Source organism: Citrobacter sp. Cc139, assembly GCF_030334645.1.
Lineage (GTDB): Bacteria > Pseudomonadota > Gammaproteobacteria > Enterobacterales > Enterobacteriaceae > Citrobacter > Citrobacter werkmanii.
On sequence record NZ_JAOWDM010000081.1, the window covers coordinates 109,069 to 133,005 of the forward strand.

General features: G+C 53.4%; 22 protein-coding genes and 7 tRNA genes. 3 read left to right on the forward strand and 26 right to left on the reverse strand.

The window, feature by feature from the left end:
- Positions 1–6: 6 nt before the first annotated feature.
- The 5 genes from mrdB to OGV69_RS12065 all read right to left on the reverse strand — a co-directional run bounded on the left by mrdB (position 7) and on the right by OGV69_RS12065 (position 4,708).
- A complete protein-coding gene (gene mrdB, locus OGV69_RS12045) occupies positions 7–1,119 on the reverse strand; it encodes a peptidoglycan glycosyltransferase MrdB (protein WP_069323157.1) in 1,113 nt (370 codons plus the stop codon).
- 2 nt (positions 1,120–1,121) lie between these two features.
- Complete coding sequence (gene mrdA, locus OGV69_RS12050; RefSeq protein ID WP_006685528.1) at positions 1,122–3,023, reverse strand: peptidoglycan DD-transpeptidase MrdA; 1,902 nt, start codon at positions 3,021–3,023, stop codon at positions 1,122–1,124.
- 30 nt (positions 3,024–3,053) lie between these two features.
- Positions 3,054–3,521: a 23S rRNA (pseudouridine(1915)-N(3))-methyltransferase RlmH gene (gene rlmH, locus OGV69_RS12055; protein WP_003022725.1), complete on the reverse strand. Its 468-nt coding sequence runs from the start codon at positions 3,519–3,521 to the stop codon at positions 3,054–3,056.
- A gap of 3 nt (positions 3,522–3,524) precedes the next feature.
- Positions 3,525–3,842, reverse strand: a complete 318-nt coding sequence (gene rsfS / locus OGV69_RS12060) for a ribosome silencing factor (RefSeq protein ID WP_003022728.1) — start codon at positions 3,840–3,842, stop codon at positions 3,525–3,527.
- A 254-nt stretch (positions 3,843–4,096) separates the two neighbouring features.
- Positions 4,097–4,708: an adenosylcobalamin/alpha-ribazole phosphatase gene (locus OGV69_RS12065; protein ID WP_038638753.1), complete on the reverse strand. Its 612-nt coding sequence runs from the start codon at positions 4,706–4,708 to the stop codon at positions 4,097–4,099.
- A gap of 96 nt (positions 4,709–4,804) precedes the next feature.
- On the opposite strand from OGV69_RS12065, the gene cobD reads away from it, so the two are divergent.
- The gene (gene cobD / locus OGV69_RS12070; protein WP_069323358.1) at positions 4,805–5,899 is read left to right on the forward strand and encodes a threonine-phosphate decarboxylase CobD; all 1,095 of its coding nucleotides are present in this window, start codon (positions 4,805–4,807) and stop codon (positions 5,897–5,899) included.
- Here the strand turns inward: cobD and nadD are convergent.
- Genes nadD through leuS form a run of 4 tightly spaced genes read right to left on the reverse strand, consistent with a single transcriptional unit; the run spans position 5,874 to position 10,738 of the window.
- Positions 5,874–6,515 carry a nicotinate-nucleotide adenylyltransferase gene (nadD, locus tag OGV69_RS12075; RefSeq protein WP_087857163.1) on the reverse strand — a complete coding sequence of 214 codons (642 nt, stop codon included), beginning with the start codon at positions 6,513–6,515 and terminating at the stop codon, positions 5,874–5,876. The genes cobD and nadD overlap by 26 nt on opposite strands.
- Position 6,516: 1 nt before the next feature.
- On the reverse strand, positions 6,517–7,548 hold the full coding sequence (gene holA / locus OGV69_RS12080) for a DNA polymerase III subunit delta (protein WP_069323158.1): 1,032 nt from the start codon (positions 7,546–7,548) through the stop codon (positions 6,517–6,519).
- The gene (lptE, locus tag OGV69_RS12085; protein ID WP_038638758.1) at positions 7,548–8,141 is read right to left on the reverse strand and encodes an LPS assembly lipoprotein LptE; all 594 of its coding nucleotides are present in this window, start codon (positions 8,139–8,141) and stop codon (positions 7,548–7,550) included. The genes holA and lptE overlap by 1 nt, the downstream gene beginning before the upstream one ends.
- A gap of 14 nt (positions 8,142–8,155) precedes the next feature.
- Positions 8,156–10,738 carry a leucine--tRNA ligase gene (gene leuS / locus OGV69_RS12090; RefSeq protein ID WP_114140303.1) on the reverse strand — a complete coding sequence of 861 codons (2,583 nt, stop codon included), beginning with the start codon at positions 10,736–10,738 and terminating at the stop codon, positions 8,156–8,158.
- Positions 10,739–10,973: 235 nt separating this feature from the next.
- On the opposite strand from leuS, the gene OGV69_RS12095 reads away from it, so the two are divergent.
- Positions 10,974–11,456 carry a zinc ribbon-containing protein gene (locus tag OGV69_RS12095; RefSeq protein ID WP_006685521.1) on the forward strand — a complete coding sequence of 161 codons (483 nt, stop codon included), beginning with the start codon at positions 10,974–10,976 and terminating at the stop codon, positions 11,454–11,456.
- A gap of 96 nt (positions 11,457–11,552) precedes the next feature.
- Here OGV69_RS12095 and rihA read toward each other — a convergent pair whose 3' ends face one another.
- The 10 genes from rihA to miaB all read right to left on the reverse strand — a co-directional run bounded on the left by rihA (position 11,553) and on the right by miaB (position 21,803).
- The gene (gene rihA / locus OGV69_RS12100) at positions 11,553–12,488 is read right to left on the reverse strand and encodes a pyrimidine-specific ribonucleoside hydrolase RihA (RefSeq protein WP_038638767.1); all 936 of its coding nucleotides are present in this window, start codon (positions 12,486–12,488) and stop codon (positions 11,553–11,555) included.
- Between the two features lie 116 nt (positions 12,489–12,604).
- Positions 12,605–13,330, reverse strand: coding sequence for a glutamate/aspartate ABC transporter ATP-binding protein GltL (gene gltL, locus OGV69_RS12105; RefSeq protein ID WP_000631392.1), 726 nt, complete (start codon positions 13,328–13,330; stop codon positions 12,605–12,607).
- Complete coding sequence (gene gltK / locus OGV69_RS12110; RefSeq protein WP_038638772.1) at positions 13,330–14,004, reverse strand: glutamate/aspartate ABC transporter permease GltK; 675 nt, start codon at positions 14,002–14,004, stop codon at positions 13,330–13,332. Before gltK ends, gltL begins: the two co-directional genes overlap by 1 nt.
- The gene (gltJ, locus tag OGV69_RS12115; protein WP_038638776.1) at positions 14,004–14,744 is read right to left on the reverse strand and encodes a glutamate/aspartate ABC transporter permease GltJ; all 741 of its coding nucleotides are present in this window, start codon (positions 14,742–14,744) and stop codon (positions 14,004–14,006) included. The genes gltK and gltJ overlap by 1 nt, the downstream gene beginning before the upstream one ends.
- Positions 14,745–14,903: 159 nt before the next feature.
- Positions 14,904–15,812, reverse strand: coding sequence for a glutamate/aspartate ABC transporter substrate-binding protein GltI (gltI, locus tag OGV69_RS12120; protein ID WP_003022762.1), 909 nt, complete (start codon positions 15,810–15,812; stop codon positions 14,904–14,906).
- A gap of 358 nt (positions 15,813–16,170) precedes the next feature.
- A complete protein-coding gene (gene lnt / locus OGV69_RS12125) occupies positions 16,171–17,709 on the reverse strand; it encodes an apolipoprotein N-acyltransferase (RefSeq protein WP_069323160.1) in 1,539 nt (512 codons plus the stop codon).
- A gap of 24 nt (positions 17,710–17,733) precedes the next feature.
- A complete protein-coding gene (corC, locus tag OGV69_RS12130; RefSeq protein ID WP_038638785.1) occupies positions 17,734–18,612 on the reverse strand; it encodes a CNNM family magnesium/cobalt transport protein CorC in 879 nt (292 codons plus the stop codon).
- Positions 18,613–18,708: 96 nt separating this feature from the next.
- On the reverse strand, positions 18,709–19,176 hold the full coding sequence (gene ybeY, locus OGV69_RS12135; RefSeq protein WP_003835559.1) for an rRNA maturation RNase YbeY: 468 nt from the start codon (positions 19,174–19,176) through the stop codon (positions 18,709–18,711).
- Complete coding sequence (locus OGV69_RS12140; RefSeq protein ID WP_019076268.1) at positions 19,173–20,219, reverse strand: PhoH family protein; 1,047 nt, start codon at positions 20,217–20,219, stop codon at positions 19,173–19,175. The genes ybeY and OGV69_RS12140 overlap by 4 nt, the downstream gene beginning before the upstream one ends.
- Before the next feature lie 153 nt (positions 20,220–20,372).
- On the reverse strand, positions 20,373–21,803 hold the full coding sequence (miaB, locus tag OGV69_RS12145; RefSeq protein ID WP_038643077.1) for a tRNA (N6-isopentenyl adenosine(37)-C2)-methylthiotransferase MiaB: 1,431 nt from the start codon (positions 21,801–21,803) through the stop codon (positions 20,373–20,375).
- Positions 21,804–21,950: 147 nt separating this feature from the next.
- Between miaB and ubiF the strand changes: the two genes are divergently transcribed.
- On the forward strand, positions 21,951–23,126 hold the full coding sequence (gene ubiF / locus OGV69_RS12150; protein WP_069323161.1) for a 3-demethoxyubiquinol 3-hydroxylase: 1,176 nt from the start codon (positions 21,951–21,953) through the stop codon (positions 23,124–23,126).
- Between the two features lie 104 nt (positions 23,127–23,230).
- Here the strand turns inward: ubiF and OGV69_RS12155 are convergent.
- The 7 genes from OGV69_RS12155 to OGV69_RS12185 all read right to left on the reverse strand — a co-directional run bounded on the left by OGV69_RS12155 (position 23,231) and on the right by OGV69_RS12185 (position 23,935).
- Positions 23,231–23,305 (reverse strand) — tRNA-Gln (locus OGV69_RS12155).
- Between the two features lie 35 nt (positions 23,306–23,340).
- Positions 23,341–23,415, reverse strand: a tRNA-Gln gene (locus OGV69_RS12160).
- 43 nt (positions 23,416–23,458) lie between these two features.
- A tRNA-Met gene (locus OGV69_RS12165) sits at positions 23,459–23,535 on the reverse strand.
- Between the two features lie 20 nt (positions 23,536–23,555).
- A tRNA-Gln gene (locus OGV69_RS12170) sits at positions 23,556–23,630 on the reverse strand.
- 37 nt (positions 23,631–23,667) lie between these two features.
- Positions 23,668–23,742 (reverse strand) — tRNA-Gln (locus tag OGV69_RS12175).
- A gap of 23 nt (positions 23,743–23,765) precedes the next feature.
- Positions 23,766–23,850, reverse strand: a tRNA-Leu gene (locus tag OGV69_RS12180).
- 8 nt (positions 23,851–23,858) lie between these two features.
- Positions 23,859–23,935: transfer RNA gene (locus tag OGV69_RS12185), tRNA-Met, on the reverse strand.
- Positions 23,936–23,937 lie beyond the last annotated feature (2 nt).

Genomic DNA, 23,937 nt, shown 5'->3' on the forward strand with positions numbered 1-23,937 from the left:
TACCCCTTACACGCTTTTCGACAACATTTTTCTATGGGTGTGGATCGACATAACAATCCCGAACCCGGCCATCAGCACGATCAGTGCCGAGCCTCCGTAACTGACCAATGGGAGTGGAACCCCAACCACAGGTAGAATACCGCTCACCATACCAATATTTACGAAGACATAAACGAATAATATCAACATTAAACCACCCGCCATGACGCGACCAAAGGTGGTTTGTGCGCGAGCAGCGATCCACAACCCGCGCATAATCAGCAAAATGTACAGCGTCAGCAAAATCAGGATTCCCACCAGCCCCAGCTCTTCCGCTAAGACGGCGAAGATAAAGTCAGTGTGGCGTTCGGGTAAAAACTCAAGCTGCGACTGCGTACCGTGCAGCCAGCCTTTACCGCGTAATCCGCCGGAACCAATAGCAATTTTAGACTGAATAATGTGATAGCCCGCGCCCAGCGGATCGGTTTCTGGATCAAGTAACATCATGACGCGCTGACGCTGGTAGTCATGCATCAGGAAGAACCACAGTATCGGAATAAACGCGGCGACCAAAACTACTGCCACACCGATTAAACGCCAGCTTAAACCGGAAAGAAACAGGACAAACAGACCAGAAAGGGCAACCAGAATTGAGGTGCCGAGGTCAGGCTGAGCGGCAACCAGCAGCGTGGGCATAAAAATCAGCACCAGCGCAATCGCGGTATTTTTTAGCGATGGCGGGCAGACGTCGCGGTTGATGAAGCGCGCGACCATCAGCGGCACGGCAATCTTGGCGATTTCAGAAGGCTGAAAGCGCACGATACCCAAATCCAGCCAGCGCTGAGCGCCTTTGGAAATAGCGCCGAAGGCGTCAACCGCCACCAATAGAATGATACAGAAGATATAGAGATAGGGCGCCCAACCTTCATAAACCCTGGGGGGAATTTGCGCCATCACCACCATGATGACCAGACCCATCGCGATCTGGCCGACCTTACGCTCCATCATGCCAATATCCTGGCCGCTGGCGCTCCAGATGACCAGCGAGCTGTAGGCCAGCAGAGCCAGCAAAATAAGCAACATTGTGGGATCGATGTGGATTTTGTCCCAAAATGTTTTTTTGTTCGGATTATCCGTCACGATTATTGGTCCTCAGCTGCTGCAACCGCTGGGTTTTCCGCAGGCAGATTGGTGTTGTTGTCGCCCAACATAATGTGGTCAAGGATCTGGCGCATAATCGTCCCCACAGCCGGACCCGCGCCGCCGTTTTCAAGGATCATGGCGACAGCGACCTGGGGTTTATCATAGGGTGCGAAGGCCGTCATTAATTTGTGGTCACGTAAACGTTCGGCGATCTTATGCGCGTTATAGGTTTCATTCGCTTTCAGGCCAAAGACCTGTGCGGTACCGGATTTCGCCGCAATTTTGTAAGGCGCGCCAGCGAAATATTTATGTGCAGTCCCGTTAGGGCGGTTAGCGACACCGTACATACCGTCTTTGGCGATTTCCCAGTAACCGGAATGAATATCGCCCACGGGCGGTTCGTGCGGCTGAACCCATGGCACTTGCTTGCCATTTTCTGCCGTGCTCATCAGCAGATGCGGGACTTTTACCAAACCGTCGTTGATAAGGATCATCAGCGCTTTACTCATCTGGATAGGGGTTGCCGTCCAGTAACCCTGACCGATGCCGACCGGAATGGTATCACCCTGGTACCATGGTTTTTTAAACCGTTTTTGCTTCCATTCACGGGTTGGCATGTTCCCGGAACGTTCTTCGGCAAGATCGATACCCGTATATTGGCCATAGCCAAACTTGCTCATCCACTCGGAAAGCCGGTCTATCCCCATATCATAGGCGATTTGATAGAAAAACGTATCCGCGGACTCTTCCAGGGAGCGGGTAATGTTCAGGTGGCCGTGACCCCATTTTTTCCAGTCGCGGTAACGTTTCTCAGAGCCGGGTAACTGCCACCAGCCCGGATCGAACAGACCGGTATTGCGGGTGATGACGCCCGCGCTTAATGCAGAAACCGCCACGTAAGGCTTAACCGTCGACGCCGGAGGATAAACGCCTTGCGTGGCGCGATTAACTAATGGGGTATTCGGATCATTGAGCAACCCGGAGTAATCTTTACTGGAGATGCCATCCACAAACAGGTTCGGGTCGTAGCTTGGCATGGAGACCAGCGCCAGAACGCCACCGGTACGCGGGTCGGTGACCACCACGGCGGCGCGGCTACCCGCCAGCAGCGTTTCAATATACTGCTGGAGCTTCAAATCCAACGTGAGGTAAATATCATGCCCGGCCTGCGGCGCGACCTCTTTCAACTGACGAATGACACGACCGCGGTTGTTGACTTCAACTTCTTCATAGCCGGTCTGCCCATGCAGTACGTCTTCATAGTAACGTTCAATACCGAGCTTACCAATATCATGCGTCGCAGCGTAGTTAGCCAGTTTGCCGTCTTTGTCCAGGCGGTCCACGTCTTTATCGTTGATCTTCGATACGTAGCCAATCACGTGGGTCAGGGCGGAACCGTAAGGGTAGTAGCGGCGTTTATAGCCTTTAACTTCAACGCCAGGAAAGCGATATTGATTTACGGCAAACCGTGCGACCTGAACTTCCGTCAGGTTGGTTTTTACCGGAATAGAGGTGAAGCGGTGTGAACGGGCGCGTTCTTTTTTAAACGCGGCAATATCGTCATCCGTCAGGTCTACGACGTTGCGCAGCGCGTCGAGCGTATCCTGAATGTTATCTACCTTCTCCGGCATCATTTCAATCTGATAAATGGTGCGGTTAAGGGCAAGCGGAATTCCGTTACGGTCATAAATAATGCCGCGACTGGGAGGAATGGGTACCAGTTTAATGCGGTTTTCGTTCGAACGGGTCTGATAATCAGTAAAGCGAACGATTTGCAGATTATACAGGTTGGCGATCAGCACGCCGGTCAGCAGCAAAATCCCCAAAAAAGCGACCAGCGCCCGGCGCACAAACAGCGCGGACTCAGCCGAATAGTCGCGAAAAGAATTCTGTAGTTTCATCCGCTGCTTAATCTACTCAAGAATCAATGATCACTCACGGTGATAAGGATGGTTGGTGGTAATGCTCCACGCCCTGTATAGACTCTCTGCGACCAGAACCCGAACAAGAGGGTGAGGTAGGGTTAATGCAGAGAGTGACCAGCTTTGTTCCGCCGCGGCTTTACAGGCGGGAGAAAGACCTTCCGGCCCGCCGATCAGCAGACTGACGTCACGACCGTCCAGTTTCCAGCGCTCCAGTTCGGTCGCCAGTTGCGGCGTGTCCCAGGGTTTGCCCGGAATATCAAGGGTGACGATGCGGTTTTTGCCTGCGGCGGCCAGCATCTGCTCACCCTCTTTGTCGAGAATGCGTTTAATGTCCGCGTTCTTGCCGCGTTTTCCTGCCGGGATTTCGATCAGCTCAAAGGGCATATCTTTCGGAAACCGACGCAGATATTCGGTAAATCCGGTTTGTACCCAGTCAGGCATTTTCGTACCTACAGCGACAAGTTGCAGCTTCACGCATTAACTCCAGAGTTTTTCCAGTTCATACAGGCGACGGCTTTCTTCCTGCATCACGTGGACAATCACATCGCCGAGGTCAACGACGATCCAGTCAGCGACGTTCTCGCCTTCCACGCCGAGCGGCAGCAGACCGGCAGTGCGGGACTCCTGAACAACGTGATCTGCGATAGACATAACGTGACGGCTGGATGTACCGGTGCAGATAATCATGCAATCAGTGATACTGGATTTACCCTGAACGTCTAAGGCGATGATGTCTTGACCTTTCAGGTCATCAATTTTGTCGATTACAAAATCCTGGAGTGCTTTACCCTGCAAGTGTTCCCCCTGGGTGAAAAGAGTTAAAAACGTCTGTTAGTATACCTGAACCAGAGGCGATATCGGGACAAATGTCTCCGAAAGCGCTTTTGAAGTGCGCTATCATCCCACCCCACGCCACAGAATGCATCGCCATTTTTGTAAAACAATTTCTGCAAAGCTCTGAAGGGCGGGAAAAGTCAGGTTGCGGAGGATAACAGCCTGTCAGGGGGTGTCAATGGGAGAGAGGCCCTTCGGCAGAAAAAACCGCGCATTCACTCCCCGTCGTCCCATACGGCCCGGCTGTTAAGCACTTTCAGAACCGCGAAATCGTCACATAAATCTATTGCGCTCCAGCAGCCTTGTTCGACGCGGAAATGCCACATTGCCGCAGCCGGCATGGACAGCAGGCGGGCGATCAACACGCTCAGCACGCCCTGATGACTCACCACCAGCAGGTTTTGACACGCTTTATAATCGGCAAGTTGGGCAATGAAGCGTTCAACCCGCTGAGAAAATGCCTGAAAGCCTTCGCCATTCGTTGGCGTTGCGTTCTGCCAGTCGTTACACCATAAGGCGTAATTTTCAGCGTCTTCGCGCGCTAAATCGCGATGGTGGCGCATTTCCCAGTCACCAAAAAACATCTCATTCAGTTCAGGCATAATGCGCACAGGGAGGTCGCGATCGCCTAAGATCAACCGGGTTGTATGGCGGGCGCGTTCGAGTTCGCTGCAAAGAACATTGTCGACAGGAAGATTGCGTAACAGCTTGCCCACTGTTTGCGCCTGTGCGATCCCCCGCTCCGTTAGCGAGGTGGGGGCGTGGCCGCTGTATAATCCGGCGACATTGGCGTCGGTTTCGCCATGCCGTACTAACCAGAGTCTCATGTTTTCCTCGTGAAGCTATTCGCACAAAATATGATGTTTGCCCTGATTGCGCAGAGTTTTTTCACTAAAATACCCTTTTTTACGTGGAGCGGCACGATGTCTTTATTGAAGAGCGCGCATGGTGGTAATACCCGAGAAGCCGCCGAATTGTTGGGTATCTCGCCTGAACAATTGCTGGATTTTAGCGCGAATATTAACCCGCTGGGTATGCCGGCAAGTTTAAAACGCGCGATTATCAACAATCTGGACTGCGCGGAGCGTTACCCGGATGTCGATTACGCTCAACTGCATGCGGCTCTGGCGGATCATCATCAGATCCCGGCCTCGTGGATCCTGGCCGGAAACGGCGAGACCGAGTCTATTTTTACGCTGGTGCATGGCCTTAAGCCACGTCATGCGATGATCGTCACGCCCGGATTTGCGGAATATCGTCGGGCGTTGCAATGGGGGGAGTGTGCGATTCATGAATTTGCGCTGCGTGAAGAGGATGGCTGGCAGCTTACCGAGGCGATTCTTGATGCGTTAACCTCTGAGCTGGACTGCCTGTTTCTCTGTACGCCTAACAATCCCACCGGTTTACTGCCAGATAACCACCTGCTACGTGAGATTGCCACCCGTTGTGAGCGGCTTGGGATCAATCTGATCCTTGATGAAGCGTTTATTGATTTTATTGCCGGTGAGCCGGGATTTATCCCGCTGCTGCACGGGAATCCACATATTTGGGTGCTGCGCTCGTTGACTAAATTCTATGCGATACCGGGATTGCGTTTGGGGTATCTGGTCAACAGTAACCAGCACGCCGTTGCACAGATGCGTAGCCAACAAATGCCGTGGTCAATTAATGCGTTTGCTGCCCTTGCAGGCGAGATTATTTTACGCGATAGCGCCTATCAGCAGGCGACGTGGAAATGGCTGGAGCAAGAGGGCGCGCGGTTTGATCAACAGTTGCAAGAACTGTCCGGCCTGACGGTGTATCCCGGCCGGGCAAATTATCGATTATTACGCTGCGATCTGGCGGATGTTGATCTGCAACGCGCCATGCTCGAACAACATGTTTTGATCCGCAGTTGCGCTAACTATCCGGGGCTGGATACGCGCTATTATCGCGTAGCCGTTCGCAGCATGGAAGAGAATAACCGACTGCTGGCGGCATTACGCAAGGCGCTTAGCGGTACAACCCTTGTTGATTGATATAGTCAAGCACAGCGCCCGGCAGTAAGTCGTCGCACGGCTCCCCTTTTTCCAGGCGCTCGCGGATCAGCGTGGCGGAGATGTTAAACCACGGCGTTTCGGCCAGGTAAATTTTCCCGCAGGGCAGGTTGTGCAGGTCTTCCGGCGAATGGGTCAGATGATCCTCCAGCCACTGCTGGTGCTTTTCCTGCGCCATCTCGAGTGGGTAGCCCGGGCGTCGGCACACAATAAGATGCGTGTTACCCAAAATCGTGTCGTAGTCATGCCAGGACGGAAAGGTAAGCAGCGAGTCCTGACCAATAATAAACGCTAACGGCACGTCCGGACCTTGCTCTTCACGCCACTCTTGTAGCGTTTGCGCGGTGTAGGAGGCGGTATCGCGTTTGAGTTCGCGTTCATCCAGAGAAAACAGCGGCTTATCAGCAATGGCCAGTTCAACCATGCGCTTACGTTGTTCGCCGGACGCTTCGGGTTGCGCGCGATGTGGCGGCACGTTATTGGGCATGATGATGACCCGGGAAAGGCCAATCAGATTAGCCAGAATTTCAACCGGTTTAAGATGACCATAATGCACCGGATCAAAGGTGCCGCCGAACAGAGCCTGCAATGATTTCATATCAACCATCAATAAAAACATCGGCCAGCGATTTATGGCAGAGCAAAAGGGAAAGTCCCTCAAGTTCCGCCCACACTGACTGACCATAGTCTTGTTTAAGCGTAATTTCCGTACGCGTTAACAGCGTCACGGCCTGACGCAGCTGTGCCGGATTTAGCCGGTTAAGCGCGTCTCCCATCATGCCACGGCGATTTTGCCACACACGATGTTTATCAAACAACGTGCGTAAGGGCGTATGGGCCGACTGCCGTTTCAGGTTGACCAGCAACAGCAATTCGCGCTGTATCGTACGCAGTAAAATAACCGGCTCGCTGCCCTCAAGACGTAACTGTTGCAGGATGTGCAGCGCGCGCTTGCTTTTGCCCATCAGCAGCGCATCCACCCAGTGGAATGGGGTAAAGTGCGCGGCATCGTTAACGGCTTTCTCTACGCGAGGCAGCGTGAGTTTGCCATCAGGCCACAGCAACGCTAACCGCTCAAGTGCTTGCGCCAGTGCTAACAGGTTACCTTCATAGCAATAGCATAATAGCTGATTGGCTGCGTCATCCAGTTGCAGGTTGTTAAGTTTCGCTCTCGCGGCAACCCAGCGTGGGAGCTGTGCTTGTTCCGGCGTCTGGCAGCTAACCTGAACCGCGTTATTCGCCAACCCGGTATACCATGCGCCGTTTTCCTGCGCCTTAGTCAGTTTGTTGCCGCGAACAATCAGCAGCAGATCGTCATGAAGCAGAGTGATGAGCGAAGCGAGTTGTTCGTTAATGGCGGCATTGGGGCCATTTTCAGGCAACTGCAGGAGTAGCGTTTGACGGCTGGCAAACAGGCTCATCGCCTGGCAGAGTGAAAATATTTCTCCCCAGTCGGTGCTGGTGTCCAGAGTAAAAGCGTGGTGTTCTTCGAATCCTTGCGTTGCGGCAGCCAGACGGATGGCATCCTGGCTTTCCTGCAATAAAAGGGGATCGTTGCCCAGTAGTAAATACGCCGCGCGCAGCCCTTCATTGAGCTGTGCGCGGAGTTGTTCAGGGTACAGCTTGAGCATCAGTTACCCAGCGTGGTGGAAACACGCGCCGGAGATGACGCAGGTGCTGCAGGTTTCGTCGCTGCTGGCTCAGCATCCACACTGGATGACTGAGTATCGGCTAAATGTACGCTTGGCAGCTTACGAATCAACTGTTCTGCCGCTTTGTCGTACATCTCTTTGATGATCATGTCCTGCTCGTTATCCTTCGCCAGTGCAGCCTGTGGGTTGTCAAAGAACGAACGATAAACTTTGGCGCTGATGGGGTAAATATCATGTCCCGGAATCAGTACGGTAGCGCTTACGGACATCACCATCTGGTATTCAGCCGTTTGACCATTCTGGAATACCGACGCTGTATCCTGCGAAATGCTGACCGCGCCAAGGCGTAAGGACGTCACATCTTTGCGCATGGTACCGTCTTCAAGCAGCGTAACGCCGTTCAGACGCAGCTGATTACGCACAGCGCGGCTTAATGGGCCATTCGGATCGCCAGAGTTCAGGATCATGGTTTTCATTGAGGGTGGAACCTGCGTAGTACTACGCAGATGCCAACCACACCCGGCGGTGACCAGCACCGCCAGAGATAACAACAATGTTGTCAGAAGTCGCACGCTTCCTCCCGCGCTTAGCCAACGACCAGATTGAGGAGTTTACCCGGTACGTAAATCACTTTACGCACGGTAACGCCATCAAGATATTTTGCCACCAGGTGTTCCTGGCCAGCACGTTCACGAACCTGTTCTTCAGTGGCGTTTACCGGAACGGTGATTTTGCCACGTACTTTACCGTTAACCTGAACGACAACCAGCGTTGAGTCTTCAACCATAGCGCTTTCGTCAGCTACTGGCCACGGTGCGTTATCGATATCGCCTTCGCCTTTCAGCGCCTGCCACAGGGTGAAGCAAACGTGTGGGGTGAACGGGTTAAGCATACGCACAACGGCCAGCAACGCTTCCTGCATCAGGGCGCGGTCCTGCTCGTCTTCCTGCGGCGCTTTCGCCAGCTTGTTCATCAGTTCCATAATCGCCGCAATTGCGGTGTTAAAGGTCTGACGACGACCGATATCATCGGTGACTTTAGCGATAGTTTTGTGTACGTCGCGACGCAGCGCTTTTTGATCTTCGCTCAGAGCAGCAACGTTCAGGGCAGCAACATCACCTTTAGAAGTATGCTCGTAAACCAGTTTCCAGACACGTTTCAGGAAGCGGTTAGCCCCTTCAACGCCGGATTCCTGCCATTCCAGGGTCATGTCAGCCGGAGAGGCGAACATCATAAACAGACGCACGGTGTCCGCGCCGTAACGCTCAACCATTACCTGCGGGTCGATGCCGTTGTTTTTGGACTTGGACATCTTGCTCATGCCGGTATACACCAGTTCATGACCTTCGGCGTCCTTCGCCTTCACGATACGACCTTTTTCGTCGCGTTCAACGATGGCATCAACCGGAGAAACCCAGTTACGCTCGCCGTTAGCGCCGACGTAATAGAACGCATCAGCCAGCACCATGCCCTGACACAGCAGTTGTTTAGCCGGTTCGTCAGAGTTCACCATGCCCGCGTCGCGCATCAGCTTATGGAAGAAGCGGAAGTAGAGCAGGTGCATGATGGCGTGTTCGATACCGCCAATGTAGATATCAACTGGCAGCCAGTAGTTAGCGGCCTCTGGATCCAGCATGCCTTCGTTGTACTGCGGGCAGGTATAACGCGCGTAGTACCAGGAGGACTCCATAAAGGTATCGAAGGTGTCGGTCTCACGCAGCGCAGGCATGCCGTTAATGGTGGTTTTCGCCCACTCAGGATCGGCTTTGATCGGACTGGTGATGCCGTCCATGACCACGTCTTCCGGCAGAATAACCGGCAGTTGATCTTCTGGTGTCGGCAGCACGGTACCGTCTTCCAGCGTCACCATCGGAATCGGCGCGCCCCAGTAACGCTGACGGGAAACGCCCCAGTCGCGCAGACGATAGTTAACTTTACGTTCACCCACGCCTTTTGCGACCAGCTTGTCAGCAATGGCGTTGAAGGCAGCTTCGAAGTCGAGGCCATCGAACTCACCGGAGTTAAACAGCACGCCTTTTTCGGTCAGAGCTTGTTCCGACAGATCCGGCTCTGCGCCTTCGGCGGTCAGAATGACCGGCTTGATGGTCAGGCCATATTTGGTGGCAAATTCGTAGTCGCGCTGATCGTGACCCGGAACGGCCATCACTGCGCCAGTGCCGTATTCCATCAGGACAAAGTTTGCCGCCCAAACCGGGATCTCTTCGCCAGTCAGCGGGTGAACGGCTTTAAAGCCAGTGTCGACGCCTTTCTTCTCCATGGTCGCCATTTCGGCTTCAGCAACCTTGGTGTTGCGGCATTCGTCAATGAAGGCGGCCAGTTCAGGGTTGTTCGCGGCGGCTTTCTGCGCCAGCGGATGACCTGCGGCAACGGCCAGATAGGTCGCACCCATAAAGGTATCCGGGCGGGTGGTATAGACGGTCAGCGTGTTGTCGTAATCGTTCACGTCGAAGGTGATTTCCACGCCTTCAGAACGACCGATCCAGTTGCGCTGCATGGTCTTAACGGTGTCCGGCCAGTGATCCAGGTTATCCAGATCGCGCAGCAGTTCGTCAGCGTAAGCGGTGATTTTAATGAACCACTGCGGGATCTCTTTACGCTCAACTTTGGTATCGCAACGCCAGCAGCAGCCGTCGATAACCTGCTCGTTGGCAAGAACGGTCTGATCGTTCGGGCACCAGTTGACTGCAGAGGTTTTCTTATATACCAGGCCTTTTTTATACAGCTCGGTGAAGAACTTCTGTTCCCAACGGTAGTATTCCGGGGTGCAGGTCGCCAGCTCGCGGCTCCAGTCATAACCAAAGCCCAGCATTTTGAGCTGGTTTTTCATGTAGGCGATGTTGTCGTACGTCCACGGTGCCGGAGCGGTGTTGTTTTTAACCGCAGCGCCTTCCGCAGGCAGACCGAACGCATCCCAGCCAATGGGCTGCAGTACGTTTTTGCCCAGCATACGCTGGTAGCGGGCGATCACGTCACCGATGGTGTAGTTACGTACGTGGCCCATGTGTAGTCGACCAGAAGGATAGGGAAGCATAGACAGGCAGTAATACTTCTCTTTGCTCTCGTCTTCGGTCACTTCAAATGTGCGCTTCTCATCCCAGTGAAGCTGTACTTTGGATTCTATCTCTTCCGGGCGGTATTGCTCTTGCATGGCAGCCAGTGGTCCTGTTTTCAATACAGCTACAAACGTAGCTCTAGATGTGGTGTTTCAGATCCGCATAGCATAGCCCAAACGCCCGCGCCAAAACAGCCTTTCGCGCATTCAGCGTTGAATTCCCGCAAGGATAATTCTTGCACGAATTTACACACTCTGTGGACAGTCTTGCAAAGCGTAGCGTAAATAACGTCTATTATTATAGACAGTTAACGACCCAGGAGGTGAAGTGATGAACAAGGTTGCTCAATATTACCGTGAACTGGTGGCTTCACTGAGCGAACGCCTGCGTAACGGCGAACGCGATATTGATGCGCTGGTGGAGCAGGCGCGTCAGCGAGTTATGCAGACCGGGGAGTTAACGCGAACCGAGGTGGAAGAGGTCACCCGGGCCGTCAGACGCGACCTGGAAGAGTTTGCGTTGAGTTATGAAGAGAGTCTCGATGAAGAGACTGATAGCGTCTTTATGCGGGTTATCAAAGAGAGCATCTGGCAGGAACTGGCCGATATTACTGATAAAACGCAGCTCGAATGGCGCGAAGTGTTCCAGGATCTTAGCCATCATGGGGTTTATCACAGCGGCGAGGTGGTTGGCCTGGGCAATCTGGTCTGCGAGAAGTGCCACTTCCATTTAGCGGTATACACCCCGGATGTACTGCCGCTGTGCCCGAAATGCGGCCATGACCAGTTTCAGCGTAGACCGTTTGAGCCGTGATCGCTTATTGCCGGATGGCGACGCGAAGCGTCTTTTCCGGCCTACAAACTGCACGATTTTGTAGGCCGGATAAGCGTTAGCGCCATCCGGCGTGTATTAGGCGTAAAACTTCAGCCGTTCTGCCAGCAAATCGACAAACCCCTGGCGATCAACGTCCACCATCACGGTTGCGTTAGGTTTATTGCCGCTCAGGAAATAGTAGTCCACCACCGTCATCCCCTGGGTATATTTGCCCTGCGTTTCCACGCCAACCCAACGCTCAACGGTAGTAAACAGTTCAGGTTTCAGCAGCCAGGCAATGGTACACGGGTCGTGCAGTGGCGCGCCGATGAATCCCCATTTTTCGTCTTTATGATATTCAAAGAAAAAGTCGAGTAGTTCAGCCACGATCGTCGAAACAGGGTTGCCGATAGCGCGGAATCGCTCGGTATCTTCACGGTGTATTTGCGCTTTATGCGTGACGTCCAGACCTGCCATCACCACTGGGATACCCGACTGGAATACGATCTCAGCGGCTTCAGGATCGACATAGATATTGAATTCCGCCGCGGGCGTCCAGTTCCCGAGGCCCATCGCACCGCCCATAATCACGATACGGGCGATTTTGGCGTGCAGCTCAGGATGGCTGTTCAGAAGCAATGCCACGTTAGTTTGCGGCCCGGTGGAGACAATCGTGACCGGTTCCGGGCTTTCGCGCAGGGTTTTCGCCATCAGTTCTACGGCGGTACAGTCCAGAGGAGCGAAAGCGGGTTCCGGCAATGCCGGGCCATCCAGCCCACTCTCACCGTGGACGTTATCGGCAATAATCAGATCGCGCATCAGCGGTTTTACGGCTCCGCCGGCTACAGGGATATCCGTACGGTTGAGTAACGTTAACATGCGTAATACGTTACGCAGCGTTTTGTCGGGCGTCTGGTTGCCGGCAGAAGAGGTGATTGCTTTCACATCCAGTTCAGGTGAGGCGAGGGCGAGAACAATTGCGATAGCGTCGTCATGACCTGGATCGCAATCAAACAGGATAGGAAGTGCCATTGTTGCTCCTTGTAAGTGGGACTTTGTGACAAGGTTAACGCTGGGCTGTACCTGTTTCGAGGAGTGAAGAGATAAAGCGTGAGGTGACGCGCACATAGCGGTGCGCGCCAGCAAGTTTAGTGCAGGATTTTCGCGAGGAAGTCTTTGGCGCGGTCCGATTTCGGATTGGCGAAGAACTCTTCTTTCGGTGAGTCTTCAACAATTTTCCCTTCATCCATGAAGATCACCCGGTTCGCTACTTTCCGCGCAAAGCCCATTTCGTGGGTAACCACCATCATGGTCATCCCTTCATTGGCCAGTTCAACCATAACGTCCAGAACTTCGTTGATCATTTCAGGATCAAGCGCCGACGTCGGTTCGTCAAACAGCATAGCGATGGGATCCATGCACAGCGCCCGGGCGATGGCGACACGCTGTTGCTGTCCCCCGGAGAGCTGAGCCGGAAACTTTTCGGCATGGGCCGCCAGACCGACACGCTCCAGCAGCTTCTGCGCTTTTGCGCGGGCAGGCGCTTTATCGCGTTTAAGCACTTTTACCTGCGCCAGCGTCAGGTTTTCAATGATCGACAGATGTGGAAACAGTTCGAAGTGCTGGAACACCATGCCCACACGGGAGCGCAGTTTGGCCAGATCGGTTTTTTTGTCGTTCACCACGGTGCCATCAACCGTGATGACGCCCTGTTGCACCGGCTCCAGACCGTTCACGGTTTTGATAAGCGTGGATTTACCGGAACCTGAAGGACCGCAGACCACGACCACTTCACCTTTTTTCACTTCCGTAGAGCAGTCGGTCAGCACCTGAAAGTGACCATACCATTTAGAAACATTTTTCAGGGTAATCATTAAACTGTCCTTTTCTTCAAATAGCTGACCAACAACGATGCGCTCAGACTGAATACAAAATAAACGGCGCCAGCAAACAGGATCATTTCAACCTGCGTGCCGTCACGCTCGCCAATGGTGGAGGCGGTACGGAAGAAGTCTGCCAGACTTAATACATAGACCAGCGAGGTATCCTGGAAGAGTACGATACCCTGGGTAAGCAGCAGCGGCACCATCGCGCGGAAGGCCTGCGGCAGAATAATGAGCTTCATCGACTGCCAGTGGGTCATCCCCAGCGCCAGCGCGGCGCTGGACTGCCCGCGAGAAATACTCTGGATCCCTGCCCGGATAATCTCTGAGTAGTACGCGGCTTCAAACATTGAAAACGCGACCATCGCCGAGATCAGGCGAATATCGGTCTTTGGCGACAAACCCAATACGTTTTGCAGGAAGCCGGGCACAATCAGGTAGAACCACAGCAGTACCATCACCAGTGGAATGGAACGGAATACGTTGACGTAGCCTTTCGCAAACCAGGCAATCGGCGCGAAGCTGGACAGACGCATGACGGCCAGGATAGTTCCCCATACGATACCAATGACGACCGCCGTGACGGTAATTTTCAGCGTGATCATCAGCCCATCCAGCAGATACGGCAGGGAAGGGACAATAGAACTCCAGTCAAATTCGTACATTATTTGCCTCCCATATTGCCCGGCAGGCGGATCTTGCGTTCGACGAGATTCATCACCAGCATGATGACAGCGTTAATCAGCACGTAGGCCAGAGTAATGGCCGTAAACGATTCCCAGGCGTGGGCGGAGTAATCCAGCAGTTTCCCCGCCTGCGCCGCCATATCGACCAGGCCGATAGTAGAAGCGATCGCGGAGTTCTTCACCAGGTTCATCATCTCTGAGGTCATTGGCGGAACAATCACGCGGTAAGCGTTTGGCAGCAGAACATAACGATAAGCCTGCGGCAACGTCAGCCCCATCGCCAGCGCAGCGTTTTTCTGTCCACGAGGCAGAGACTGAATAGCAGCGCGAACCTGCTCGCAGACGCGCGCGGCGGTAAACAGCCCCAGACAAAGCATAGATGAAAGGAAGAACTGAATATTGGGATCCAGTTCCGACTTGAACCACATACCAATGTTTTCCGGCAACAGTTCAGGAATGACCAGATACCAGGTAAAAAATTGGACAATGAGCGGAACGTTACGAAACAGCTCAACGTACAGCGTGCCGATCCCGGCAAGGAAGCGGTTGGGAACTGTACGTAAAATGCCGAATAAAGAACCGATGAGGAAAGCGATAATCCAGGCCGTAATGGATAACGCGACCGTGACCTGGAAACCACTCCAGAGCCAGCCGAGATAGGTGGTGTTGCCGAACGGGGCTTGTTGTAAAAAAATGCCCCAGTTCCAGTCTATAGACATAAATCTACTCCAGAAAAAAAAGGGTAGCAGCGCTACCCTCGAAGATTGTTATTCAGCGTTTTGCGGTTTTCAGGCCTGATGGGGAACGACCATCAGGCTTATAGTCTGTCCGTGCCGAGTAGCAATCGAGAGGGAGGGGAAGCCTCCCATTTATTTTAGTTAGTTAAGCGCTTTATCATTCGGTTCTTTGAACAGAGCTTTCATCTCATCTGACAGTTCGAAATTCATGTTCAGGTTCTTCGGTGGAATTGGGTTTTTAAACCACTTATCAAACCATTTTTCCGCTTCGCCTGAGGTCTGCGCCTTGGCGATCGTGTCGTCCATCAGTTTTTTGAACTCAGGGTCATCTTTGCGCAGCATGCAGCCATAGGCTTCCTGAGACTGCGGCTTGCCGACGATCTCCCAGTTGTCTGGTTTTTTCGCCTTCGCGCGTTCGCCAGCCAGCAGGGCGTCATCCATCATAAAGGCAACGGCGCGACCGCTTTCCAGAGTACGGAAAGAGTCACCGTGGTCTTTCGCGCTGATGATGCGCATGTCCATTTTTTGTTCTTCGTTCAGCTTGTGCAGCAGCACTTCTGAGGTGGTGCCCGAAGTCACGACCACGGCTTTGCCTTTCAGGTCAGCGAAATCTTTGACGTCGCCGCCTTTTTTCGCCAGCAGACGGGTGCCGACAACGAAAATGGTGTCAGAGAATGCCGCTTGTTTTTGACGCTCGACGTTGTTGGTGGTGGAACCACATTCAAAGTCGAAGGTACCGTTTTGCAGCAGCGGGATACGGTTCTGTGAGGTAATCGGGATCAGTTTTACCTGCAGGTCAGGCTTGTTGAGTTTTTTCTTCACGGCTTCAACGATGGCGTTGGAGTAATCCTGTGAATAACCGACCACTTTTTGCTGATTATCGTAGTAAGAAAACGGTACCGATGATTCACGGTGACCGACAACGATAACGCCATTTTTGGCGATCTTGTCCAGCGTGCTGCCTGCCGCTGGTGCCGCATCTTCTGCGTGCGCCAGACCAGCGGACATTCCCATGACCAGCATGGCAGTGGCGAGCTTACGTAATTGCATATCCAACTCCTTTATCGTCTGCGCCAGGGACGCATTGATACCCATTGTGATGTTGTTATTGTTTGCTACTTAAACGTGCAGTCTTGTATATGTTTGTTAACATTTAGTTTGGATGAATGTAAAGAATTTGCTGTGTTATTGTTTATTTTTGCGAAGTGCGCCGCACCATTTGGGGGCAAAAATATCTTGTTGCACATTTCAGGTGCTACCAAAGATCAACTTTGGTGCGACCAGGTTGCACATTCAGCCAAAACTGCGTTTGCCTTGTATAACAAAGCAATAGACGTGCCAGAATGGGCAAGGTAGGGAGTTTGTCGGCCGGATAAACAAAGTCGTTATCCGGCCCGGGGAAGGAAGGTTATTTACGACGCTGGCGCAGGCTCATTACCAGCGCGCCAAAGCCAAACAGTGCGGTAAGCAGCCATAGCGGCCAGTTACCGGTACGGGCATACGGGGTTAAGCCCGTGGTTGGCGTTACGCTGGTGGTCAGAACCTGGCGGGTAAACTGCGGGATCATCGCCTGAATCTCACCCTGTGGACCAATCACCGCCGTAATACCATTGTTGGTGCTACGCAGCAGCGGGCGCGCCAGTTCCAGGGAACGCATACGCGCCATCTGGAAGTGCTGCCATGGGCCGATAGACTTACCAAACCACGCATCGTTAGAGATGGTGAGCAGATAGTCCGTATCCGGGCGGAAGTTATCACGAACCTGTTCGCCAAGAATGATTTCGTAGCAGATTGCTGCGGTCAGCTTAAAGCCGTGTGCATGCAACTGTGGCTGCACATACGGCCCGCGGCTGAACGACGACATAGGCAGGTCAAAGAACGGCGCTAATGGGCGCAGGATCGATTCCAGCGGGACAAACTCGCCAAACGGTACCAGATGGTTTTTATTGTAGCGGTTACTGGAGTCGTAGCTGTACGGGCTGTCTTTACCCAGCGTGATGATGGTGTTGTAGGTGTCGTAACGGTTCTGCTTATTCAGCCGCGCGTCTACGATACCGGTAATCAACGTGCTGTTTTTCGATTTCAGCAGATCATCCATCATGCTCAAAAAACGCTGCTGGTTAATTTCCAGGTCCGGGATAGCGGACTCCGGCCAGATGATCAGCTGTGATTTACCCATTTCGGGCTGGGTGGCGTCGAGATAAATTTTCAGCGTGTTAAGTAGTTGACCCTCATCCCACTTCAGTGACTGCGGAATGTCACCCTGTACCATCGAAACCTGAGTTGTTTTTTCCGGCTCAAGCGTATACCACTGGATATAGCGCAGCGGGAAAGGCAGAGCGAAAAGCACCACGCCAGCAATCAGCGGTTTCCAGTTGCGCGTCACCAGCGCCAGCGCCAGCAGGCCGCTGGCCATCATCAGCAGGAAGTTAATCGCTTCAACGCCCATCACCGGCGCCAGCCCTTTTAACGGGCCGTCAATCTGGCTGTAACCAAACTGCAGCCACGGAAAGCCGGTCAGGACCCAGCCGCGCAGGAACTCGGTTATCTGCCAGACAACCGGCGCGGCAATGGCGACGCGTAGCCAGGTTGTCTTCGGCCACAGGCGTGACAACACGCCAGCAAACAGACCGGTATAGAGTGAAAGGTAGGCGGCAAGCAGTACCACAAGGAAAACGTTAACCGGACCTGGCATACCGCCAAACTGCGCGATGCTGACGTAGACCCAGTTAATGCCGGAGCCAAACAATCCCAGGCCCCAGAAGTAGCCGATAGCGGCTGACTGAAGTGGACGGCGGTTGAGGGTGAGAGCCTGCAGGCCCATCAGCGATACGATCGCCGCAGGCCAGATGTCATACGGAGAGAAAGCCAGCGTCCCGCAGGCACCGAATAATAACGCCAGCAGCAGGCGAATGCGCTGGCGTTCAATTAGTGAGGCAAATGCCATGTAGTCTTAGATCCAGTTTCGGGTTTATTCGTCCAGTTTGGGCTGGGGTGAGTCGTCCGGAATTCTGACATGAACCTGAATAATACGACGGCTGTCGGCCATTGCCACTTTGAACTGGTAACCATCAATGTCGATAGTCTCCCCACGAGCGGGAAGATGACCAAAGGCCTGCATAACCAGACCGCCAATGGTATCGACTTCTTCGTCGCTAAAGTGGGTGCCAAAGGCTTCGTTGAAGTCCTCAATTGGCGCCAGCGCGCGAATGGTCCAGGTGTGGCGACTGAGCTGACGGAAATCAATATCGTCTTCTTCGTCGTACTCATCTTCGATTTCACCAACGATCAGTTCAAGGATGTCCTCAATGGTCACCAGACCAGAGACACCGCCGAACTCGTCGATGACGATAGCCATATGATAACGCTGGGAGCGGAACTCTTTCAGCATGCGGTCAACACGCTTGCTTTCCGGTACGACAACCGCCTGGCGTAACACTTTCTCCATGCTGAAGGCTTCGGCATCGCTGCGCATAAACGGCAGCAGATCTTTGGCCATCAGAATCCCTTCAATGTGATCTTTGTCTTCGCTGATCACCGGGAAACGCGAGTGGGCTGACTCGATAATGACATCGAGGCATTCATCCAGGGTCTGGTTGCGTTTCAGGGTAATCATTTGAGAGCGGGGGATCATGATGTCGCGAACGCGCTGGTCCGCAATGTCCATCACCCCTTCGAGCATATCACGCGTATCTTCATCGATAAGGTCGTTCTGCCCGGAATCACGGATCAGCTCCAACAGTTCGTCGCGGTTTTTGGGTTCACCGTGGAAAAGTTGGCTCAGTAACAGGGAAAAAAATCCCTTTTTGCTGGTTAACGTGTCACTACTGTGTGAATTGTCGTCGCTCATGGCGTCGTATGGGTTCTCATGTTAGTTAATAGGTCGCTCAATGCGCGTAAACTCAGCGCATGGCTTCATGGGAAGCCCGGGCTGATGCCCGACGGCTTATTCCTTCTCGGCAATGTACGGATCCTCATAGCCCAGAGCAAGCATAATCTCTGTTTCAAGGGATTCCATTTCTTCCGCTTCATCATCTTCGATATGGTCGTAGCCGAGTAAATGCAGGCTACCGTGCACCACCATGTGCGCCCAGTGGGCCTCAAGCGGTTTACCTTGCTCCTGCGCTTCTTTCTCAACCACCTGGCGGCAGATGATCAGATCGCCCAGCAGTGGCATCTCAATGCCCGGCGGGGCTTCAAACGGGAAAGAGAGCACGTTGGTTGATTTATCTTTCCCGCGATAGGTCAGGTTCAGCTCGTGGCTTTCCGCGTCATCAACCAGGCGAATCGTCACTTCAGACTCTTCCTGAAACTGCGGGATTACCGCATCCAGCCAGCCCTGAAACTGACTTTCTGTGGGTAAACCAGATTCGTCTTCACATGCCAGTTGTAAATCGAGAATAACCTGACTCATTTTTGCTCCTGCTCCTGAGCTTCGCGCTTGCGTTCCGCTGCCAGCTCGGCTTTTCGTTTCTGTTCTGCTTCTTCCCAGGCTTCATACGCCGTGACGATACGGGCGACTACCGGGTGGCGAACCACGTCTTCGCTATGGAAGAAATTAAAACTAATCTCGTCGACTTCGGCCAGCACCTCAATGGCATGACGCAGACCGGACTTAGTGCTACGCGGCAGGTCAATCTGAGTGATATCGCCGGTGATGACCGCTTTGGAGTTAAAGCCGATACGGGTCAGGAACATTTTCATCTGTTCGATGGTGGTGTTCTGGCTCTCATCAAGAATGATGAACGCATCGTTTAAGGTACGACCGCGCATATAGGCCAACGGCGCCACTTCAATGACGTTACGCTCGATCAGCTTTTCGACCTTCTCAAAACCGAGCATTTCGAACAGCGCGTCATACAGCGGACGTAAATAGGGATCGACCTTCTGACTCAGATCGCCTGGCAGGAAGCCCAGTTTTTCGCCGGCTTCCACTGCCGGACGGGTCAGCAGAATTCGACGGATCTCCTGGCGCTCAAGCGCATCGACCGCAGCGGCAACCGCAAGATACGTTTTACCCGTACCCGCAGGGCCAACGCCGAAGGTGATGTCGTGATCGAGGATGTTAGCGATGTACTGCGCCTGGTTCGGCGTACGCGGTTTAATCACTCCGCGCTTGGTTTTGATATTCACCGCTTTGCCAAATTCCGGCACGCTGTCCGCGCTTTGCTCAAGCACACGCGCTTCTTTAATCGCCAGATGAATTTGCTCAGGTTCAATGTCCTGCGTCTGACCGCGCATTGGGGCGGTATCGACATACAGGCTGCGTAAAATATCAGCCGCAGCGGTGACGCAAATTGGGCGACCGGTCAGCTTAAAGTGGTTATCCCGACGGTTAATTTCGATGCCGAGGCGACGTTCAAGCTGTTTGATGTTGTCATCAAATGGACCGCAAAGGCTCAACAGACGGGCGTTGTCTGCGGGTTCAAGGGTGATTTCGCGAGTGTCTATGTTCAAACTGTTCCTCTTTAGCATGTCTCGCCGGACGCTGAACATTTACCGGCATCTAAGGAAATTATTCACGCCATAGGGAAAAGGCGCAAGCATTGCAATAAATATGGGGACTGCGGGAGGAAATACAAGGCCCGTCAGAGCTGACGGGCCAGAAGATTAAGGCTGGTAAATACCGACGCCCAGATCGTTTTCTTTGCGGGTACGCGCAATGACCGACTCAGGGGATTCTGCGATGCGCAGGCCCATTTCGTCTTCGGTGCGCACCACTTTACCGCGCAGGGAGTTCGTCCAGACATCGGTAATTTCAACATCCACAAACTTACCGACCATTTCCGGGGTGCCTTCAAAGTTCACCACGCGGTTGTTTTCGGTACGCCCTGACAACTCCATGATGCTCTTACGTGATGTGCCTTCAACCAGAATACGCTGGGTTGTGCCGACCATACGGCGGCTCCAGGCCATGGCCTGCTGGTTAATTCGCTCCTGCAGGATATACAGACGCTGTTTTTTCTCTTCTTCCGGTACGTCGTCAACCATATCGGCAGCCGGGGTGCCAGGACGCGCAGAGAAGATAAAGCTGTAGCTCATGTCAAAATTCACGTCAGCAATCAACTTCATGGTCTGCTCGAAATCCTGTGTGGTTTCGCCAGGGAAGCCAACGATGAAATCCGAGCTAATCTGAATGTCCGGACGCGCCGCGCGCAGTTTGCGAATGATCGCTTTGTATTCCAGCGCGGTATGGGTGCGTCCCATCAGATTCAGTACGCGATCTGAACCGCTCTGTACCGGCAGGTGCAGGAAACTCACCAGCTCCGGCGTATCGCGATAAACTTCAACGATATCATCGGTGAATTCGATCGGATGGCTGGTGGTGAAGCGGATACGGTCAATGCCGTCGATCGCCGCAACCAGGCGCAGCAGGTCAGCAAAAGATCCTGTCGTGCCATCATAGTTCTCACCGCGCCAGGCGTTCACGTTTTGCCCCAGCAGGTTCACTTCACGCACGCCTTGCGCCGCAAGCTGAGCGATTTCGAACAGGATGTCATCCGCCGGGCGGCTGACTTCTTCACCGCGGGTGTAGGGCACCACGCAGTAGGTACAATATTTATTACAGCCTTCCATGATGGACACAAACGCGCTTGGACCTTCAGCACGCGGTTCCGGCAGGCGGTCAAACTTTTCGATCTCCGGGAAACTGATATCAACTACCGGGCTACGGCTAGTGCTTCCACGTACTTTGTTGATCATTTCCGGCAGGCGATGCAGAGTCTGCGGCCCAAAAATAATATCGACGTAGTGGGCGCGCTGGCGAATATGATCGCCTTCCTGAGATGCGACACAGCCACCGACACCGATGATGAGATTGGGATTTTTCTCTTTTAACAGCTTCCAGCGGCCCAACTGATGGAAAACTTTTTCCTGAGCCTTCTCACGGATTGAGCAGGTATTCAGCAGCAGCACATCCGCTTCTTCCGCCACGTCGGTCAGTTGATACCCATGAGTGGCATCCAGCAGATCGGCCATCTTCGATGAATCGTATTCGTTCATCTGACAGCCCCAGGTTTTAATATGGAGTTTTTTGGTCATCGACTTGCTCTTGCGAAATTGTGGCTGAAATGCAGGGCGCATAGTGTACTGCTTTGGCGCGGTTGTGACCAGTATGACGGATGTCAGCCTCAAGGGGTAAAAAATCCTGTAAACTTACACAATACATGTAACAGGATGATTGACCACATGACAAATCAACCAACGGAAATTGCCATTGTCGGCGGGGGGATGGTCGGCGGCGCGCTGGCGCTTGGACTGGCGCAGCATGGATTTACGGTAACGGTCATTGAACATGCCGTTCCCGCGCCGTTTGTGGCTGATGGACAGCCCGATGTCAGAATTTCCGCCATTAGCTCCGCCTCGGTGTCGTTGCTGAAAGGGCTGGGGGTCTGGGATACGGTTCAGGGTATGCGCAGTCATCCTTACCGTCGTCTGGAAACGTGGGAATGGGAAAATGCCCATGTAATGTTTGATGCCGCTGAGCTTAAGTTACCTTTGCTGGGTTATATGGTGGAAAACACGGTTCTGCAACAGGCACTCTGGCAGGCGCTGGAAGCCCACCCGAAAGTCACGCTGCGCGTACCGGCGTCATTGATCTCTCTGCATCAGCATGATGATCGTCACGAGCTTGAACTGGCTGGCGGTGAGAAAATCAGCGCGAAGCTGGTGATCGGCGCGGACGGTGCAAATTCTCAGGTGCGGAAAATGGCCGGGATTGGTATTCATGCCTGGCAGTACGCGCAGTCCTGCATGTTAATCACCGTACAATGCGAGAACGCACCTGGCGACAGCACCTGGCAACAATTCACGCCTGACGGTCCGCGCGCATTTTTACCGCTGTTTGATAACTGGGCCTCGCTGGTGTGGTATGACTCACCGGCGCGTATCCGCCAACTGCAGGGTTTGGGCATGTCGCAACTGCAGGTGGAGATCGCCAAACACTTCCCGTCGCGACTCGGCAACGTTACGCCTGTGGCGGCGGGGGCATTCCCGCTTACGCGTCGTCACGCGCTACAATATGTCCAGCCAGGTCTGGCGTTGGTGGGCGATGCCGCGCATACCATTCATCCGCTGGCGGGGCAGGGCGTTAATCTGGGGTTCCGTGATGTGGATGCGCTGATTGACGTGCTGGCTAATGCGCGCAGCTACGGTGAATCCTGGGCCAGTCAGCCGGTACTGAAGCGCTATCAGAATCGTCGTATGACTGATAATTTCATTATGCAGAGTGGGATGGATCTGTTCTACGCCGGATTCAGCAACAACCTGCAGCCGCTGCGTATCATGCGTAATCTCGGGTTAATGGCCGCAGAGCGCGCAGGCGTACTGAAACGTCAGGCCTTGAAGTATGCGTTAGGATTGTAATTCAGGCAGGCCTACGGGGGAAATACGTAGGCCTGATAAGCTGAGCGCCATCAGGCGATAAACGCAGAAAAGCAAAAAGCTCGCCGAAGCGAGCTTTTTTAATATGGCTGGGGTACGAGGATTCGAACCTCGGAATGCTGGTATCAGAAACCAGAGCCTTACCGCTTGGCGATACCCCAACGGGCGCACCCACAATGTGGACGACTTTTGAAATTGGCTGGGGTACGAGGATTCGAACCTCGGAATGCCGGAATCAGAATCCGGTGCCTTACCGCTTGGCGATACCCCAACAATATTTTGGCTTTACCGAACGAGTCGATACGTCCTTAATATGGTGGCTACGACGGGATTCGAACCTGTGACCCCATCATTATGAGTGATGTGCTCTAACCAGCTGAGCTACGTAGCCATATATTACTTATTCTTCGATGGCTGGGGTACCTGGATTCGAACCAGGGAATGCCGGTATCAAAAACCGGTGCCTTACCGCTTGGCGATACCCCAATGACCGTTGCGGTGAACCGCTATATCGAAGAAAAAATGGCTGGGGTACCTGGATTCGAACCAGGGAATGCCGGTATCAAAAACCGGTGCCTTACCGCTTGGCGATACCCCATCCGTGCAACGCTTACGGGTGAATGGTGCGGGAGGCGAGACTTGAACTCGCACACCTTGCGGCGCCAGAACCTAAATCTGGTGCGTCTACCAATTTCGCCACTCCCGCAAAAAAGATGGTGGCTACGACGGGATTCGAACCTGTGACCCCATCATTATGAGTGATGTGCTCTAACCAGCTGAGCTACGTAGCCAT

What these genes read in the sequence shown, in the direction of transcription:
- gltJ (WP_038638776.1), bottom strand. Translation starts at nt 14,744, where the DNA reads ATGTCTATAGACTGGAACTGGGGCATTTTTTTACAACAAGCCCCGTTC.
- miaB (WP_038643077.1), bottom strand. Translation starts at nt 21,803, where the DNA reads ATGACCAAAAAACTCCATATTAAAACCTGGGGCTGTCAGATGAACGAA.
- gltK (WP_038638772.1), bottom strand. Translation starts at nt 14,004, where the DNA reads ATGTACGAATTTGACTGGAGTTCTATTGTCCCTTCCCTGCCGTATCTG.
- leuS (WP_114140303.1), bottom strand. Translation starts at nt 10,738, where the DNA reads ATGCAAGAGCAATACCGCCCGGAAGAGATAGAATCCAAAGTACAGCTT.
- nadD (WP_087857163.1), bottom strand. Translation starts at nt 6,515, where the DNA reads ATGAAATCATTGCAGGCTCTGTTCGGCGGCACCTTTGATCCGGTGCAT.
- cobD (WP_069323358.1), top strand. Translation starts at nt 4,805, where the DNA reads ATGTCTTTATTGAAGAGCGCGCATGGTGGTAATACCCGAGAAGCCGCC.
- rihA (WP_038638767.1), bottom strand. Translation starts at nt 12,488, where the DNA reads ATGGCACTTCCTATCCTGTTTGATTGCGATCCAGGTCATGACGACGCT.
- lnt (WP_069323160.1), bottom strand. Translation starts at nt 17,709, where the DNA reads ATGGCATTTGCCTCACTAATTGAACGCCAGCGCATTCGCCTGCTGCTG.
- ubiF (WP_069323161.1), top strand. Translation starts at nt 21,951, where the DNA reads ATGACAAATCAACCAACGGAAATTGCCATTGTCGGCGGGGGGATGGTC.
- mrdA (WP_006685528.1), bottom strand. Translation starts at nt 3,023, where the DNA reads ATGAAACTACAGAATTCTTTTCGCGACTATTCGGCTGAGTCCGCGCTG.
- gltL (WP_000631392.1), bottom strand. Translation starts at nt 13,330, where the DNA reads ATGATTACCCTGAAAAATGTTTCTAAATGGTATGGTCACTTTCAGGTG.
- corC (WP_038638785.1), bottom strand. Translation starts at nt 18,612, where the DNA reads ATGAGCGACGACAATTCACACAGTAGTGACACGTTAACCAGCAAAAAG.
- OGV69_RS12065 (WP_038638753.1), bottom strand. Translation starts at nt 4,708, where the DNA reads ATGAGACTCTGGTTAGTACGGCATGGCGAAACCGACGCCAATGTCGCC.
- gltI (WP_003022762.1), bottom strand. Translation starts at nt 15,812, where the DNA reads ATGCAATTACGTAAGCTCGCCACTGCCATGCTGGTCATGGGAATGTCC.
- holA (WP_069323158.1), bottom strand. Translation starts at nt 7,548, where the DNA reads ATGCTCAAGCTGTACCCTGAACAACTCCGCGCACAGCTCAATGAAGGG.
- OGV69_RS12095 (WP_006685521.1), top strand. Translation starts at nt 10,974, where the DNA reads ATGAACAAGGTTGCTCAATATTACCGTGAACTGGTGGCTTCACTGAGC.
- ybeY (WP_003835559.1), bottom strand. Translation starts at nt 19,176, where the DNA reads ATGAGTCAGGTTATTCTCGATTTACAACTGGCATGTGAAGACGAATCT.